Here is a 15,137-nt window from a genome sequence, read left to right as displayed (position 1 = left end):
CGGGCCGGGGCGCTGGGGTAGGACGGAGCGGGCACGATCGCCGTGCCCGTTCCGAGAGGAGCCCCATGCCTGGTCCGACCGCCGGCTCTGCCGGTGACACGTCGACCGCCTCCACCACCCCCGCCGAGACCGCCACCGTCGACGACGCCGCCACGGCAGCCGCCGCCGACGGTGTCGCCGGCGCCGCCACCGCCACCGTCAAGGATCGGGCGGACGGCGGCGTCGGCGGCCGCGCCACCATCCTCGTCCTCGGCGGCCTGGTCGCCCTCGGCCCGCTCACCACCGACCTCTACCTGCCGGGCCTGCCCGCGATCGCCGACGACCTCGCCGCCGAACCGGCCGCCGTCCAGCTCACCCTCACCTTCTCGATGTTCGGCGTCGCCGCCGGCCAGCTGATCTTCGGACCGCTCAGTGACCGCTTCGGCCGCCGCCCGCCGCTGCTCGCCGGACTCGTCGTCTACACCCTCGCCAGCCTCGCCTGCGTGGTCGCGCCCAACCTGGCCGTGCTGATCGCCGCCCGCTTCGTCCAGGGCGCCGCCGGCGCCGCCGGACTGGTCATCGGCCGCGCCGTCGCCCGCGACCGCTTCGAAGGCGTCGCGATGATCCGCTTCCTCGCCTCGATCACCCTGATATCCGGCCTCGCCCCGATCCTCGCCCCGCTGTTCGGCGCGCAACTGCTGCGCTTCACCTCCTGGCGCGGCACCTTCGGGGCGCTGGCCGCGCTCGGCCTGCTGCTCACCCTGGTGGCCCTCGGCGCGCTGCGCGAGACCCTCCCGGCCTCCGCCCGGCGCGGCGGCGGCCTGGCCGCCACCCTGCGCACCATGGGCGGGCTGCTGCGCGACGTGCCCTTCCTCGGCCAGCTGCTGACCAGCACCTTCGCCTTCGGCGCGCTGTTCGGCTACATCAGCGGCTCCTCGGTGGTGCTGCAGCACGTCTACCACGTGTCGCCGCAGACCTACAGCCTGCTGTTCGGGCTCAACTCGGTGGCCATCGTGGCCTCCACCCAGGTGAACGGGCGGCTGCTCGCGCCCCGGTTCTCCGCCGCCACGCTGATGCGCACCGGCCTGGCGGTCCTGATCGCCGCCGGGACGTTCCTGGTCCTGGCCACCGCCGTCTGGGACCTCGGGCTGGTCGCCGTCTGCGCCTCGCTGTTCGTGATGATGGCGGGGCTCGGCGTCGTCCTGCCCAACTCGGCCGCCCGGGCGCTCAGCATGGTCGCACCGCAGGCCGCCGGCTCCGCCTCCGCCCTCCTCGGCACCGGCAACTTCCTCTGCGGCGCCGTCGTCGCCCCGCTCAGCAGCCTGGGCGGCAGCCCCTCGGCCGTGCTGCTCGCGGTCGTCGTGCTCAGCTGCGCGCTGCTCGCGGCGGCGTCCTACCTGCTGCTCCTGCGTCCGGGCCGCCCCGCTGCCCCGGAGCCGGCCGCCGCCTGAGCGGCCGTCGTCGCGAGGCGCGGTGGCGGGTCGGACCGCGGTGAAACGGGCCCCGCCGGGGTGCCGTGACCCAAGGGTCGCGGCACCCCGGCGGGGGAGTGGAGCGGGGGCGGGCTGACAATTGACAGCTGACGTTATCTGTCAGCTGTTATCTGTCAGTTGTCAACTGTCAGCTGTCAGCCGTTCCCGCGTCGGCCGTCAGGCGATCGAGAAGTCGTCGCCGTAGACGGCGCCCTGGCCGTACCAGCCGTGCAGGTAGACCGTCACCGTGCCGGAGGCGCCGGTGGTGAACGGGACGCTGAGCTTGGTCCAGCCGGAGGCGCTGGTCCACGCGGAGCCGGTGGCGCCGCCGCTCACGCCGATGTAGGAGTAGCTGCCCTGGACCCAACCGGTCAGCGTGTACGCCTTGTTGGGCGCCAGGGTGACGGTCTGGGTGCACTCGCCGGTCTGCGCCGGGCCGGCCGCGGCCTGGAGCGCGTAGGAGCCGGAGTGGACCGGGGTGCTCACCACGGAGCCGCCGGCCTGGCAGGTCCACGGACCCAGGCTGCCGGTCTCCAGACCGCCGTTGGCCAGGCCGCCGGGCGGGGTGACCCCGGTGACGGTCAGCGTGTAGGTGGTGGTGTGGCTGCCGGAGGCGGCGGTGCCGGTGATGGTCAGCGGGTAGCTGCCCGGGGTGGTGGTGGCCGCGGTGGCGACGGTGAGCGTCGCGGGCGAACCGGCGGTGACGCTACCGGGGTTGACCGTGGCGGTGACCCCGGCCGGGGCGCCGCCGACGGTCAGGGCGACGCTCTGCGCGGAGCCGGAGACGACACCGGTGTTGACGGTGGCGCTGGCGGAGGAGCCGGCCGTCACCGATCCGGCGGCCGGGCTCACGGCGACCGAGAAGTCGTTGCCGGGCTGGGTCCCCGTCACCTTCAGCGTGTAGGTGGTGGTGTGGGTGCCCGTGGCGGCGGTGCCGGTGACGGTGAGCGGGTAGCTGCCCGGAGCGGCGGCGGCCGTGGTGGCGACGGTGAGCGTCGCGGGCGAACCGGCGAGAACGGTCCCGGGGTTGACCGTGGCGGTGACGCCGGCGGGCGCGCCGCTGACGCTGAGGCTGATGCTCGGCGCGGTGCCCGAGGAGCCGCCGGCCGGGGTGAGCTCGGCCGTGTTGACGGTGGCGGTGGTGGAGGAACCGGCCGCCACGGTGCCCGAGGTGGGGTTCATGCTGAGCACGAAGTCACTGGTGGACGGGGTGCCGCTGGTGAACGGAGCGAAGATCTTGCTGAAGTCCCAGGTGTTCTGCTGGATCCCGGAGCAGTCGTCGCGGCCGCCGACGCCGGGGCACTTGCCGGTGTCGCGCTGCAGCGCCCAGAACGACAGGGTGCTGATGCCCTTGGACAGCGCCCAGTTGTAGACCGTGGCCGCGTTGGCGAGCGTGAAGGTCTCGGCCGGGCCGAAGTCGTCGATGCCGGGCATCTCGATGATGCCGATGGAACCCCAGAGCTGCGTGGGGGTCTTGGTCGGGTACAGCTTGGCCAGCTGGTTGTACAGGCCGGTCGCCGCGGTCTGGGTGTCGACGGCCATGTCGTGCGTGGCGTTGTCGTAGTAGTCGAACGTCATGATGTTGACGACGTCGATCCGCGCGTTGTTGGTGACGGCGTTCCGCAGCAGTGCGAGGCCGTTGGAGGCGAGGCCGCTGGTCGTCGTGGGCAGCGTGTAGGCGAACTGGATCTGCCGGCCGTTGGCAGCGGCCCAGTCCTGGGTCAGCTTGATCGCCTTGTTGCGGCGGTCGACGCCCGCGGCGTTGTCCAGCGAGTCGGCCTCGATGTCGAGGTCGATCCGGCTGATGTCGTAGGTGGTGATCAGCTTCTGGTAGGCGGCCGCGATCTGGTTGACGTCGGTGCAGCTGTCGGCCAGTTCGGTGCCGGTGGTGTCGGCGGTGTAGCCGCCGAACGACGGGATCACGTCGCCGCCGTTGGCCCGGATGGTGGCGAAGTCGGCGCCGAAGGACGACTGCGCGACCGGCAGCGAGGTGTCGCCGTTCCAGTACGGGGTGCACGAGCCCTTGGTGGCGGTCTGCAGGAACGCCATCGTCAGGTGCTTGGCCCCGGACTGGGCGGACAGCGCGGCGGGGCTCTCGCCGGTCCAGGACTCGAAGTAGGGCGCGAAGACCCGGCTGGGCAGCGGGGCCGCGGCGGTGGCGGCGGCCGTGGTGGCGGCCTGGGCGCCGGCCGGGCTCGCCGGCGCCGCGTCGGCCGTCGCCGCGCCGGCGACCAGACCGGCCGAGGCGACGAGCGTGGCACAGGCCGTCAGGGCTGCCTGGACTGTTCTGCGTAGACGCATGGGTTCTCCAACAGACGTGGTGGGGCAGGACGTTGGTGAAGCGTGCGGCGGAAATGCGCTGCTGCGGACCGTGCGGGGGTGGGCGGGACGCACGGGACCCTCGTAGGGGGAGAGGACCGTGCGGTGCGGTCGTGCGGGGGTGTGCAACCCCGCGGGCACGCGGCACGGACGGACGCACGTGCGCGAACGCGCGTACGCCGTGACGGGGCCTGGGGGCGGAGCAGGGCAGGGCCGTGCCTCAGCCGCCGGTGGTCACACCCCCACAGTGCATCCCGGTCGGATCGACATGCCTATGGTTGGACTAGACCACTCGTCTGTCAAGAGTCCTAACAGTTCGTCAGCGAAGCGCGTGGGCGGCCGAGGTTGGCCGAGTGACGGCCGACCTCCGGCAAATCCGGTTGTGGCCGGGTCGGCCGCTCCGACATCATCGGGGCATGCGAGACCTCGACTGGAAGCTCGACAGAGAGGGCGCCTGCCGCCCGCACGGGTGAGCCCCCGGCTCCCGGGCCCCGGCCCGCCGACACCGGCGTCCGGCGGCCGGACCGCGTTCGTTCGCTCCCGCGCCCGCCCGCCCATCCGCTCCGTGGCTCGCCGTATCCGCCGCTGGTGCGGTTGCCGCCGTTGCCGCTCTGCTGCCGTACTGCCCGCGGCTCTCCCGCGCCCTCCCCACGCCCGCCTCGCGGGCGTCCCTCGGCGCGGGAACGCCCTTCACCCCGACCTGCCCGCGCGCCGGGCGCACCCGCGCACCGCTGCGCCCGTACGTCTGCCCGGAGACCCGGCGCCGCGCCCGCGCGCCCTCATGCCTGTGCGTCTGTAGGCCTTTCGACTCCCGGAAAGGAGGAACGCCATGGACTTCATCTCGTCCGACGACAAGGACACCGCCTGGAGCATCGTCTGAGCCGGGGGTGTGAGCCGTGGCCGCGCGGTGGTCGTCGCGCGCGGCCACGGTGGCCCGGAGCTCAGGACACCGGGCCGTTCGGGGGTCCGCCGGGGAGGTTCAGGCCGGCGGGCAGAGGGTGGTGCGCAGCGCGTCCAGGATCTTCTCCGCCTTCTCCGCTCCGAAACCCTGGGGGTGGGTGGGATCCGTGAAGCGCTGGTTGGCCAGGTCGACCAACTTGGCCCGGTCCTTCGGGAACCGGTACATCGCCTGGCACTGGTCGCGGGCCCGGTCGACGGCCTGTTCGGGCTGTCCGCCGACGATCGCCGGGTCGACCGCCTCCAGTGCGGCGATCAGCCGCGCGGTGACGTCCGCGGCGGGCTTGGCCGGCAGCCCGGCGTCGGTGGGGGGTGCCGGCTTCGGCGGCGCCGGGGGATCGGCGGGGGAGCCGGTCGCCGGCGCGGAGCCCGTGGCCCCCGGGGCGGGCGGGTCCGCGGGCGCCGGCGTGGCCGCGGGCCCGGTCGCCGGCGCTCCGGGGGAGGCCGCGGACGTGCTGCCGGGGCCGGACGCGTCGGGGGCGCCCGGCGTCGGGGCGGCGGCGGTCGCCGGGGGCGTCGCGGCGGTGGTCGCCGAGGGGGCGCCGGACGCGTCCGCGCCGGCCGAGGGGGTGCCGGGCGGCCAGGTGCCGGAGGCGGTCGTGCCGGCCGCGGTGGTGCCGGAGCCCGAGCCGGAGCTGGAGCACGCGGCGAGGCTCACCGCGGCCAAGGCCGTGAGGGTGGCGGCGAGAAGACGAGTGCGCATGCCGCCACACTGTCATGTCCGCGCCGTTCTAGGGAAGATCCGCCGGGCCCGGGATCGGCTCCCGGGCCCGGCCGGCCTCCCGGGTGGTCAGGACAGCCCGTTGCTCTTCAACCACCCCTTGGCCACCGCCGACGGGTCCTCCTTGTCGACGGCGACCTTCTTCATCAGCGCCAGCAGCCCCGCCGTGTCCAGCTTGGCCGACACCGCGTTGAGCGTCGCGGTCGCCGTGGCGTCCACCTCGGCCTTGTTGACCAGCGGCGTGACGTTCTGGGCGGCGAACAGGTTCTTGGGGTCGCTGAGCGGGACCAGCTTCAGCTGGGTGATCTTCGGGTCGGTGGAGAAGACGTTGCCGACCTGGACCGAGCCGTCCTTGACCGCGTTGGCGGTGGTCTCGCCGGTCGACTTCCACTCCTTGAACGTCACGCCGTAGACGTCCTTGAGCGGCTGCTCCTGGCGCGACTTGAACTCCGGCGGGCCGCCGATGGTGAACTCGCCCGCCTTGCCGGCCAGGTCGGCGATCGACTTCAGCCCGTATTTGTCGGCGGTCTCCTGGCTGACGCTCAGGGTGTCCTTGTCCTCGGCGGGGGAGGAGTCCAGGATCGCGAGCGAGGCGGGCAGCGCCTTGGCCAGCTCGGCGTTGACGGCGGCGGTGCCCGGATCGGCCGACTTCTTGCCCAGGTAGGCGAGCAGCGAGCCGTTGTACTCGGGCAGCACGGACAGGCTGCCGCTCACCAGCTGGTCGTAGAGCACCTCGCGGCTGCCGATGTTGAACTTCTCCTCGACCTTCACGCCCTTGGCCTTGAGCGCCTGCGCGTAGATCGAGCCGAGCAGCACGTTCTCGGGGAAGTTGGCCGAGCCGACCACGACCGTCCCGCCGGCCGCCGGGGCGCCGGTGGGGGCGCCGCCGGTGGGCGCCGGGGCCGCCGAGCCCTTGCCGCCCAGCGGGTCGCCGCCGGAGGAGGAGCAGGCCGTCGCGGTGAGGGCGAGCGCGGCCAGGGCGGCCAGGGCGGCGGCGCGGCGGCCGGCCGGCGCCGTTCCCGGCGCAGCGGATGCGGGTGTCGACATGGTGAGAGGTGTCCTTTCGCGGTGGACGTCACGGTCGGGTCGAAGGAGACGGGGCGGTGCTTCGGCGGCGGCCCGCCGAAGGACCGGAACGGTCACGTCGGCTGCCGGGCCGCGGCCAGCTGCTGCGCGCGCAGCCCGGGCGGCAGCGCGTACCGGGCGAGCAGGGCGAAGAACGCCTGGGCCCCGACGGCGAGCAGCACGACCAGCAGCGCGCCGCCGACCGTCATCGCGTAGTCCCGGGTGGCCAGGCCGTCGACGACATAGCGGCCGAGCCCGCCGAGCCCGACGTACGCGGCCACCGTCGCCGTCGCGATGACCTGCACGGTCGCGGTCCGGAAGCCGGCCAGCAGGGTCGGCAGCGCGGACGGCACGCAGACCTGCCACAGCACCTGCGGGTGCGTCAGGCCGACGCCGCGTGCCGCGTCCCGCACGTCCGGGTCGGTGCCGCGCACCCCCTCGACGGCGGCGACCAGCAGCGGCGGCGCGGCCAGCGCGATCAGCGGCACCAGGACGGCGGTGTCGCCCACCCCGGCGAGCAGCACGGCCAGCGTCACCAGTCCGAGCGTCGGCAGGGCGCGGGCGGCGCCGGCCAGCGCGGTCACCACGGTGACGCCGCGCCCGGTGTAGCCGATCAGCAGCCCGAGCGGGACGGCCAGCAGCGCGGCGAAGAGCAGCGCCTCACCGGAGAACAGCAGGTGCTCGGCGACGCGGTTCACGATCGAGTTCGGACCGCTGCGGCGGTCCGGGTCGGAGAAGAAGTCCCCGAGCCAGGTGAGCCAGTTCACCGGCCCGCTCCCTTCTCCCGCACGGCCCAGGGCGCCAGCAGCCGGCGGGCCCCGACCAGCAGCAGGTCCACCGCCAGGGCGAGCGCGGCGATCAGCACGATCCCGGCCACGATCGGGGTCGGGAAGGTGCGCTGGAAGCCGTCGACGAACAGGTAGCCGAGCCCGCCGCGCCCGACCAGCGCGCCCACCGAGGCCAGCGAGATGCTGGAGACGGCCGCCACCCGCAGACCGGCCACCAGGTAGGGGACGGCGGCGGGCAGTTCGACGGCGGCCAGCCGGTGCCACGGCCCGTACCCCATCGCGGTCGCGGCCTGCCGCACCGGGTCGGGCACGGCGCGCAGCCCGTCCACCGTGGTGGGCAGCAGGACGGCGAGCGCGTAGAAGGTGAGCGGGATCATCACGGTGGCCTGGGTGGCCAGCCCCGTGTAGGGGATGAGCACCACGAAGACGGCCAGCGAGGGCAGGGCGTAGACGATGTTGAAGACGGCGGCGAGCGGCTGGTAGAGGCGGGGGAAGCGGGCGCAGGCCAGGCCGAGCGGGATCGCCAGCAGCAGGCCGATCAGGACCGGGAGCAGCGCGATGGTGGCGTGGTCGGCGAGCAGGTCGCCGAGGTAGCCGAGGTGGTCGCCGATCCAGTACCAGCGGATGATCGGTTCATCGTCCACCGGTGGCTCCGTCCTTCTCGGCCTCGGCCGCGCCGGCTTCGTCCGCGCCGGCTTCGTTCACCGCGGCCTGTTCCACCGAGGCCTGTTCCGCCGCGAGGGCCTGGCCGGCGGTGACGTGGGTGGCGGGGACCTGGGCGACGGTGCCCGGGGCGACGGTGCCCGGGGCCGGGCGGGCCGCGAGCGCCGCCAGGACGGCCTCGCGGTCGGCCGTGCCGGCCACCCGGCCGTCGGCGTCCAGGACGACGGCGACCCCGGCGGGGGAGAGCACGGCGGCGTCCAGCGCGGCGCGCAGCGTGTCGGCCTCCGGCCGGAACCCGGGGGCCGGGTGCAGGGCGGCGTCCGCCGCGTCCCGGTCGATCCACCCGATCGGGCGGCGCTCGTCGTCCAGCGCGAGCTCCCATCCGTCGAAGCGCGCCCCGCCGTTCGCCCGGCCGCCGGGCCCGACCGGTATCGGCCGGACGGCGACGGTCGCGGCGGGCCGCAGCGCGAGCCCGCGCAGGCCCCGGTCGCGGCCGAGGAAGGCGGCGACGTCCGCGTCGGCGGGCGCCGTCAGCAGCGTGTGCGGGTCGGCGAGCTGGGCGATCCGGCCCCGCTCGCGCAGCACCACGACCTGGTCGCCGAGCCGGACGGCCTCCTCGATGTCGTGCGTCACGAACAGCACCGTCTTGTGCAGCTCGGACTGCAGGCGCAGCAGCTCCTCCTGGAGCCCGGCCCGCACCACCGGGTCGACGGCGCTGAACGGCTCGTCCATCAGCAGCACCGGCGGATCGGCGGCCAGCGCCCGGGCCACGCCGACGCGCTGCTGCTGGCCGCCGGAGAGCTGGAACGGGTAGCGCTTGGCGGTCTCCGGGGCGAGCCCGACCAGGTCGAGCAGCTCGGCCGCCCGGGCGCGGGCCTTCCTCCGGTCCCAGCCGAGCAGGTAGGGGACGGTCGCGACGTTGTCGATCACCCGGCGGTGCGGGAACAGCCCGGCCTGCTGGATCACGTACCCGATGCCGCGCCGCAGCTTGGCCGGATCCAGCGCCGCCACGTCGGTGCCGTCCAGCAGCACCCGGCCCGAGGTCGGCTCGATCATGCGGTTGACCATCCGCAGCAGGGTGGTCTTCCCGCAGCCGGACGGTCCGACCAGCACGGTCGTCCGACCGGTGGGGACGTCGAGGTCGAGGCCCTCGACGGCGACCGTGCCGTCGGGGTGGCGCTTGCCCGCGCCGTCGAATCTGATCACGGGGTGTTTCCTCGTCCCGGCGGCCCCCGGCGGCGGCGCCTGTGGTGTCGTCTGTCGGTCTGTCGGTCTCGGTCGGTGTGCCTGTCGCTCGCGTGGCTGCCCGCCCTGACGGCGGTGGAAACTCTGATCAGCCTATGACCTGACGACCCCTGTGTCCCTGATTTCCCAGCCGTGGTCGGATCCGCCGGGCGTCGCGCCCCGCGCGGATCCGACCATCGGCCGGTGTCCCGGTCCCGGCCCGCTCACCCGCCCTGACGGGTCGGCAGCCCGGCCGCCGCCCAGCCGACGAACCCGCCGTCCAGGTCGGTCGCGCGGTGCAGGCCCAGTTCGCGCAGCGACGCCGCCGCCAGGCTCGACGCGTACCCCTCCGAGCAGACCAGGATCACCTCCAGGTCGTGCCCGGTGGCCTCCGGAATCCGGTGACCGCCCGTCGGATCCAGCCGCCACTCCAGGACGTTGCGTTCGATGATCAGCGCGCCGGGGATCTCCCCCTCCCGCGCGCGCTGCGCCGCCGGACGGATGTCCACCAGCAGCGCGCCGGCGCGCTGCGCCCGGTGCGCCTCCTCGGCGCCGGGCCGGTGGACGCCCGCGCGGGAGCGGGCGAGCAGGTCGTCGATCGTGGTCACCACTGGTCGGGTCCTTCCTCGGAGGTGCGGACCAGGCCGCCGGCCCGCAGGTCGTAGTGCGCCATCGAGCTGAGCGGCGGCGAGTAGGCGTGCAGCGTCACGGCCGGGCCGGACGCGGTGTTGCGGACGTCGTGCACGTACTCGGGGCCGAACGCGCGGACGGTGCCGGACCCCACCCGCCGGATCAGCAAGCCCTGCTCGGGGCCGCCCAGCGACAGCTCCTCCAGCTCGCCCAGCGCGACCGTGAACGCGCCGCGCGAGCCGCCGTGGTCGTGGAAGCCGGTGGACTGGCCCGGTAGCCAGCTGATCAGCCAGACCTCGTGGTCCTCGTCGGCGGCCAGCCGCCGGTACCAGCGCTCCTCGGTGGAGAGCCGCACATGGTGGATCCACTGCTCGGGCTGTTCGGCCAGCTCGCGGACGATCGTCCGCAGGGTGCTCGGGGTGAGCGGCGCGCGGGCGTCCCCGACGGGGGCGGGCGCGGTGGCGATGGCGCCCGGGGTGGAGGTGGTGCCCGTGGCGGTGGCGGTGACGGGCGTGTCAGTGACGGGCGTGTCGGGGGCGAGGTCCAGGCTCATGTGGGTGTCCTCGGAGACGGCGGGAGGGGGAGCGGAGACGTGGTGGCGCACGCGCCGGACCGCGCCGGTCGGGGACCGGCGGGTGGCGCGGACACGCCGGTCGAAGGCGCGTCAGGAGTGCGACGGGTGCGCGGCGCGGGCCCTGGCGGACGTCACAGGGCGGGGCCGGCGGGGAAGGACGAGCTCAACAACAGGCACAGATGGAACTCGCCTGGCGTCGCAGGTCGACGTGCAGGCGGCAGACCAGAGTGGTGCCGGAGTCCATGAGCCGGATCCTTCCCGACGGACGCGGTGGGAGTCAAGCGCACACCGTCACACCTGCCCGGTGCGCCCCGGATCGCTGCGCTCCTGGCCGCCGCGCTGCTGGTCGGGCGCGGTGGCTCCCCGTTCCGTGTCCGGCGCCCGGCCGGGCCCGGGAACGGTCCCCGCCCGGCCCGGACCCCGGCTGTCGGACTTGCGCTCCGGGCCGACCGGGCCCGCCGGGGAGGTCGGGGAGGTCGGGGAGGCCGGAGAGGTCGGGGAGGGCGGGGGCGCGGACGTCTCCGGGCCCGCCAGCGCCGCCGCGACCGCCGGTGCCGCCTGCTCGCCCAGGTACCGGCCGAGCGTCTGGTAGGCGTCGAACTGCCGGTGGTCGAACCACTGGTCGCCGGCGCCGTCGTTCGGGAACGCCGGATCGGCCACCGCGTACGCGTGCAGCTCGTACGGCATGCCCGGGGTGAGCACCGCCTGGGCGACGATCAGCGTGCCGTGCCGGGCCGCCCCCGGCGGGCCGTCGGCGTCCCCGTCCCCGTCCCTGTCCCCGTCCCCGTCCCTGTCCCCGAGCTGCAGCGGCCACGGGTACACGATGTCGCCGACCACCACCGCCCGTGCGGACAGCCGGTCGGCCAGCCGCGCCGCCAGACCGCGCAACGGCGGCTGGCCGCTCCCACCGGGCGTGCTCCCGCCCCCGCTTCCGCCTCCGGCGCTGCCCGGGATCAGCAGCTCCGGCTCGCGCAGCGTGATGGCGATGCCCAGTTCCTCCCGCGCCAGGGTGATCGCCGCCGCGAGCGCGCCCGCGAAGGCGGAGTCACCGCTCGCGTCGACGCACACCGCCGTCCGCACGCCGTGGCGCAGCAGCTCGACCAGGCCGAGGTTCTCGTAGTGCCCGCCGTCGGTGGTGAGCAGGAACCGCGCGTCCATCGGGTACCGCCCGCAGGCCTCCCGCAGCTGGTAGGAGAGCCGCCGCACGGCGGGCTGCGGCGCGTACCGCCAGTCCCGGTCGGCGGCCCAGAGCGGGGCGAGCGCCGCCGGATTGGGCAGCCAGGTGCCCAGCCGCGCGTTGGTCACCGCGAACAGCCCCTGGTAGGCGCGCGAGCGGCGGCCCATCGCGGAGGAGAACGCCGCACCGGAGACGGCCATCGCGGACTGCACGGTGAGGTCCCTGGCGATGTGCCGCCGGGTTCGCCGCTCCAACAGGTCGGTGCGCGCGTAGCCGACGTCCGGCCCGCCGACGTAGTCGTGGGAGAAGGTGAACGACACCGCCCGCCGGCCGGGCGGCGTGCGCGCGCTCCCCGAGAGGTTCGCCGCCGCCGCGAAGATCACCTGCGGGAAGTCGGGCCGCCGGGCGCCGTAGTGGCTGAGCCGGGTCTGCTCGCGGAAGAAGTGGAACGGCCGGGCCAGCACCTCCCCGGTCGCCCCCTCGGCCCCGTCACCCGCGCCCTCGCCGGCATCGCCGCCGCCCGCGTCGCCCGCGTCGCCCGCGCCCCCGCCCTCCACCACCCGCCGGACGGCGAAGGCCGAGGCCAGCCGCCGCCGGTAGAAGGGGTGCAGGCCCATCCAGGTCTGGTCGAGGTTGAGCCCCACCGTCACCAGGACCAGCGGCAGCAGCACCTGGAGCGCGCCCGGCCAGGCGTGCCCGGTGGCCACCGCCCAGCCGAAGGTGAGCAGCGTGCCCGAGGTGAGCGCGGTGAGCGCCGACCAGAGCACCAGGTACTCGGTGATCCGCCCGGTGAGGCCGCCGGGCCGCCGCACCCCGGCGCCGCGCCGCACCTCGCGCAGCACCCCGCCGAGCACCGCCGCGCCCTGTTCGATGGCGTGCCGGCCGTGCCAGAGGATGCCCAGCAGCAGCGCCACGTAGCTGAGCAGCACGGTGAGGCTGATGCCGGCCCCGGTCTGCCGGGCCCCGACCGCGAGCGCGCGCTGCAGCGCGACCGCGCCCCACGCCAGGCCGGGCACGGCCAGCACGCCGACGGCGGTCAGCGCCGCCAGCGCGAGCGCGCCGTGCGAGAGGCGGCGCAGGACGCGCGGCAGCAGGGTGTTCCAGCCGAGCCAGGAGAAGGTGAGCAGCCACAGCAGCCACCCGGTGACGGCGGTGGCCAGCAGCCCGGCGAGGGCGAACAGGGCGGGGGTGCGCACCGACGGCGGCCCGTCCAGGTCGGCGAGCGGGACGAGGTGGTAGCACCGGCTCAGCCCCAGGCCCAGCACCAGGACGGTGGCGAGCAGCAGGGAGAGCGCCGCGACCAGCCCGCGCAGCAGCGTGCCGAGCGCCACCAGCCACTCGCCCGCGCCGTCCGCCAGGTACTTGGAGTGGCGCCGCAGGTGGTCCTCCTCGGGCGAGCCCGGTTCGAGCACGGTGTCGGCGTCCAGCCCAGAGCGGGTCCGGACCGGGCCGCCGGGCGCGGAGTCGCCGAGCGCCAGCTGCATCGCGCCGACGGTGTACCCGCCGCCGGAGACGGCGACCAGGTAGCGGGCCTGTTTCAGCCAGGGGCGCAGCGCCTGCAGCGCGCCGAGGGTGACGCAGGCCGAGCGGATGCCGCCGCCGGAGACGCAGAAGCCGAGCCGGGCGTGCTCGCGCCCGGGCGGCACCCGGGCGGCGTTGCGCCAGCGGGCGTGCCGGGCGAGCGGCCCGTGGGCCCGGGGTCCGGGCGGCCACCGCCCGCCCCGCGCGGTCGCCACCGGCCACGGCGGGATCAGCGCCGGCCCCGCCCCGGCGTCCCCGCCGCCCTCCTCCTCCGGCGGCCGGGGCAGCAGGGCGCGCACCGCCCGGTGCACGGTGGCGGCGCAGACGACGACCGCGACCGCGCCCGCGGGCGCCAGCAGCAGCCACTTGACGATGGCGAACGCGGCCGCCGCGGCGAACGGCGCGTCCCCGCCCGCCGGTCCGGGGCCGGCGCGGCCGAGGCCGACGCCCAGCAGGACGTCCTCGGCCAGGTCGCAGCCGCCGGCCAGCACCCCGGCGAGGCCGGCGACGAGGGCGGTCCGCCGCCAGTGCGCCCGGGTGAAGACGTACGCCCCGAGCAGTCCGGCCGCCGCCAGCGTCACCGCGAGGCCGCCGATCAGCCAGAGGTCGGCGTCCAGCGAGGCGCGGAAGGCCGGGGCCCGCCCGGCGAGCACGGCCTCGGCGGCGGCCCGCGAGCCGGCCAGCTGGAGCCGGACGTCCAGCGCGCCCTGCCCGGCGGGCGTCCGGCGGACGAACAGCAGCCACCCGAGCAGCGCCGGCAGCGGCACCCCGACCCCGAGCAGCACCCCGCCCCAGGCGGGCACCCGTGCCGCCGCCCGCACCCCGTCGGCCGTCACCATCCGTCCATCACCCCCTACCGACCGTCGTGTGTCACCGGCTTCCTGCCCCGAACCACGCCGTTCCGCTCCTGGATTCACCCGAATGAGTAAGGAGCGCACTCTCGGGGTAGATGACCGTTTCATCCCATCGATTCATCCCGCCCTGAGGGCCCCGCGTGTCCGCGCCGCCGGATCGCCCCGGCCGCGTCGCGTCCGACGTATTGTCAGGCGACCGAGGCCGGGCCTACCGTCGAGGCACCCGCCCTCTACGCACGTAGACCGCGCACAGACCGCACGAAGACATCCACCGCAGGCAGCACCGCCCGCCGACCCTCGAACCGCGGGCCCGCCCCCGGGACGGGCCGCGGAGTTGCGGAGGTACCCATGTCGCAGATCGTCCGTGCCGCCCTCGTCCAGGCCCGCTGGACCGGCGACCAGGAGAGCATGATCGCCCTCCACGAGCGCCACGCCCGCGAGGCCGCCGCCCGGGGCGCGAAGATCCTCGGCTTCCAGGAGGTCTTCAACGCCCCGTACTTCTGCCAGGTCCAGGAGCCCGAGCACTACCGCTGGGCCGAGCCCGTCCCCGACGGTCCCACCGTGCGCCGGATGAGCGACCTCGCCCGCGAACTCGGCCTCGTCCTCGTCGTCCCCGTCTACGAGGAGGAGCAGCCCGGCGTCTACTACAACACCGCCGCCGTGATCGACGCCGACGGCCGCTACCTCGGCAAGTACCGCAAGCACCACATCCCGCAGGTCAAGGGCTTCTGGGAGAAGTACTACTTCAAGCCCGGCAACCTCGGCTGGCCGGTCTTCGACACCGCCGTCGGCAAGGTCGGCGTCTACATCTGCTACGACCGGCACTTCCCCGAGGGCTGGCGCGCCCTGGGCCTGGCCGGCGCACAGATCGTCTACAACCCCTCCGCGACCAGCCGCAGCCTCTCCGCCTACCTCTGGCAGCTCGAACAGCCGGCCGCCGCCGTCGCCAACGCCTACTACGTCGCCGCCATCAACCGCGTCGGCACCGAGGAGTACGGCGACAACGACTTCTACGGCACCTCCTACTTCGTCGACCCGCGCGGGCAGTTCGTCGGCGACGTCGCCTCCGACAAGGAGGAGGAACTCGTCGTGCGCGACCTCGACCTCGACCTCATCGAACAGGTCCGCCGGCAGTGGGCGTTCTACCGCGACCGCCGCCCCGAGGCCTACGGCCCGCTGACCGAGGCGTGAGG

General features: G+C 75.1%; 12 protein-coding genes and 1 pseudogene. 2 read left to right on the top strand and 11 right to left on the bottom strand.

The annotated features are described in order from the left end of the window. Positions 1–65: 65 nt before the first annotated feature. Complete coding sequence (locus tag ABTX81_RS11750) at positions 66–1,430, top strand: multidrug effflux MFS transporter (protein WP_350543369.1); 1,365 nt, start codon at positions 66–68, stop codon at positions 1,428–1,430. A 198-nt stretch (positions 1,431–1,628) separates the two neighbouring features. Here ABTX81_RS11750 and ABTX81_RS39625 read toward each other — a convergent pair whose 3' ends face one another. The 11 genes and pseudogenes from ABTX81_RS39625 to ABTX81_RS11700 all read right to left on the bottom strand — a co-directional run bounded on the left by ABTX81_RS39625 (position 1,629) and on the right by ABTX81_RS11700 (position 13,929). After that, positions 1,629–2,282 carry a carbohydrate binding domain-containing protein gene (locus ABTX81_RS39625; protein ID WP_502892760.1) on the bottom strand — a complete coding sequence of 218 codons (654 nt, stop codon included), beginning with the start codon at positions 2,280–2,282 and terminating at the stop codon, positions 1,629–1,631. Continuing rightward, positions 2,259–3,752: pseudogene (locus ABTX81_RS11745) on the bottom strand (chitinase); the annotation flags it as partial. The pseudogene ABTX81_RS11745 and the gene ABTX81_RS39625, both read right to left, overlap by 24 nt. Before the next feature lie 997 nt (positions 3,753–4,749). After that, on the bottom strand, positions 4,750–5,430 hold the full coding sequence (locus ABTX81_RS11740; RefSeq protein ID WP_350543365.1) for a hypothetical protein: 681 nt from the start codon (positions 5,428–5,430) through the stop codon (positions 4,750–4,752). 87 nt (positions 5,431–5,517) lie between these two features. Then, positions 5,518–6,495, bottom strand: coding sequence for an ABC transporter substrate-binding protein (locus tag ABTX81_RS11735; protein WP_350543363.1), 978 nt, complete (start codon positions 6,493–6,495; stop codon positions 5,518–5,520). A gap of 92 nt (positions 6,496–6,587) precedes the next feature. Next, positions 6,588–7,280 carry an ABC transporter permease gene (locus ABTX81_RS11730; RefSeq protein ID WP_350543361.1) on the bottom strand — a complete coding sequence of 231 codons (693 nt, stop codon included), beginning with the start codon at positions 7,278–7,280 and terminating at the stop codon, positions 6,588–6,590. Next, positions 7,277–7,945: an ABC transporter permease gene (locus ABTX81_RS11725; protein ID WP_350543359.1), complete on the bottom strand. Its 669-nt coding sequence runs from the start codon at positions 7,943–7,945 to the stop codon at positions 7,277–7,279. Before ABTX81_RS11725 ends, ABTX81_RS11730 begins: the two co-directional genes overlap by 4 nt. Beyond that, positions 7,935–9,170, bottom strand: a complete 1,236-nt coding sequence (locus ABTX81_RS11720) for an ABC transporter ATP-binding protein (RefSeq protein WP_350543357.1) — start codon at positions 9,168–9,170, stop codon at positions 7,935–7,937. The genes ABTX81_RS11725 and ABTX81_RS11720 overlap by 11 nt, the downstream gene beginning before the upstream one ends. A 242-nt stretch (positions 9,171–9,412) precedes the next feature. Further along, positions 9,413–9,799, bottom strand: a complete 387-nt coding sequence (locus ABTX81_RS11715; protein WP_350543355.1) for a rhodanese-like domain-containing protein — start codon at positions 9,797–9,799, stop codon at positions 9,413–9,415. Then, positions 9,793–10,371 (bottom strand): cysteine dioxygenase, encoded by a 579-nt coding sequence (locus ABTX81_RS11710; protein ID WP_350543353.1) that lies wholly within the window; start codon positions 10,369–10,371, stop codon positions 9,793–9,795. Before ABTX81_RS11710 ends, ABTX81_RS11715 begins: the two co-directional genes overlap by 7 nt. A 184-nt stretch (positions 10,372–10,555) precedes the next feature. Next, entirely contained in the window at positions 10,556–10,636 is an 81-nt protein-coding gene (locus ABTX81_RS11705; RefSeq protein WP_344330530.1) for a putative leader peptide, read from the bottom strand. A gap of 47 nt (positions 10,637–10,683) precedes the next feature. Next, complete coding sequence (locus ABTX81_RS11700; RefSeq protein ID WP_350543351.1) at positions 10,684–13,929, bottom strand: hypothetical protein; 3,246 nt, start codon at positions 13,927–13,929, stop codon at positions 10,684–10,686. A gap of 363 nt (positions 13,930–14,292) precedes the next feature. Between ABTX81_RS11700 and ABTX81_RS11695 the strand changes: the two genes are divergently transcribed. Further along, a complete protein-coding gene (locus ABTX81_RS11695; protein WP_350543349.1) occupies positions 14,293–15,135 on the top strand; it encodes a nitrilase-related carbon-nitrogen hydrolase in 843 nt (280 codons plus the stop codon). Positions 15,136–15,137: the final 2 nt, after the last annotated feature.

It is taken from the genome of Kitasatospora sp. NPDC097605 (genome assembly GCF_040302725.1).
Classification (GTDB): domain Bacteria; phylum Actinomycetota; class Actinomycetes; order Streptomycetales; family Streptomycetaceae; genus Kitasatospora.
The sequence above is the reverse complement of the archived record's forward strand: the minus strand, read 5'-3'. Positions and strand labels throughout refer to the sequence as shown.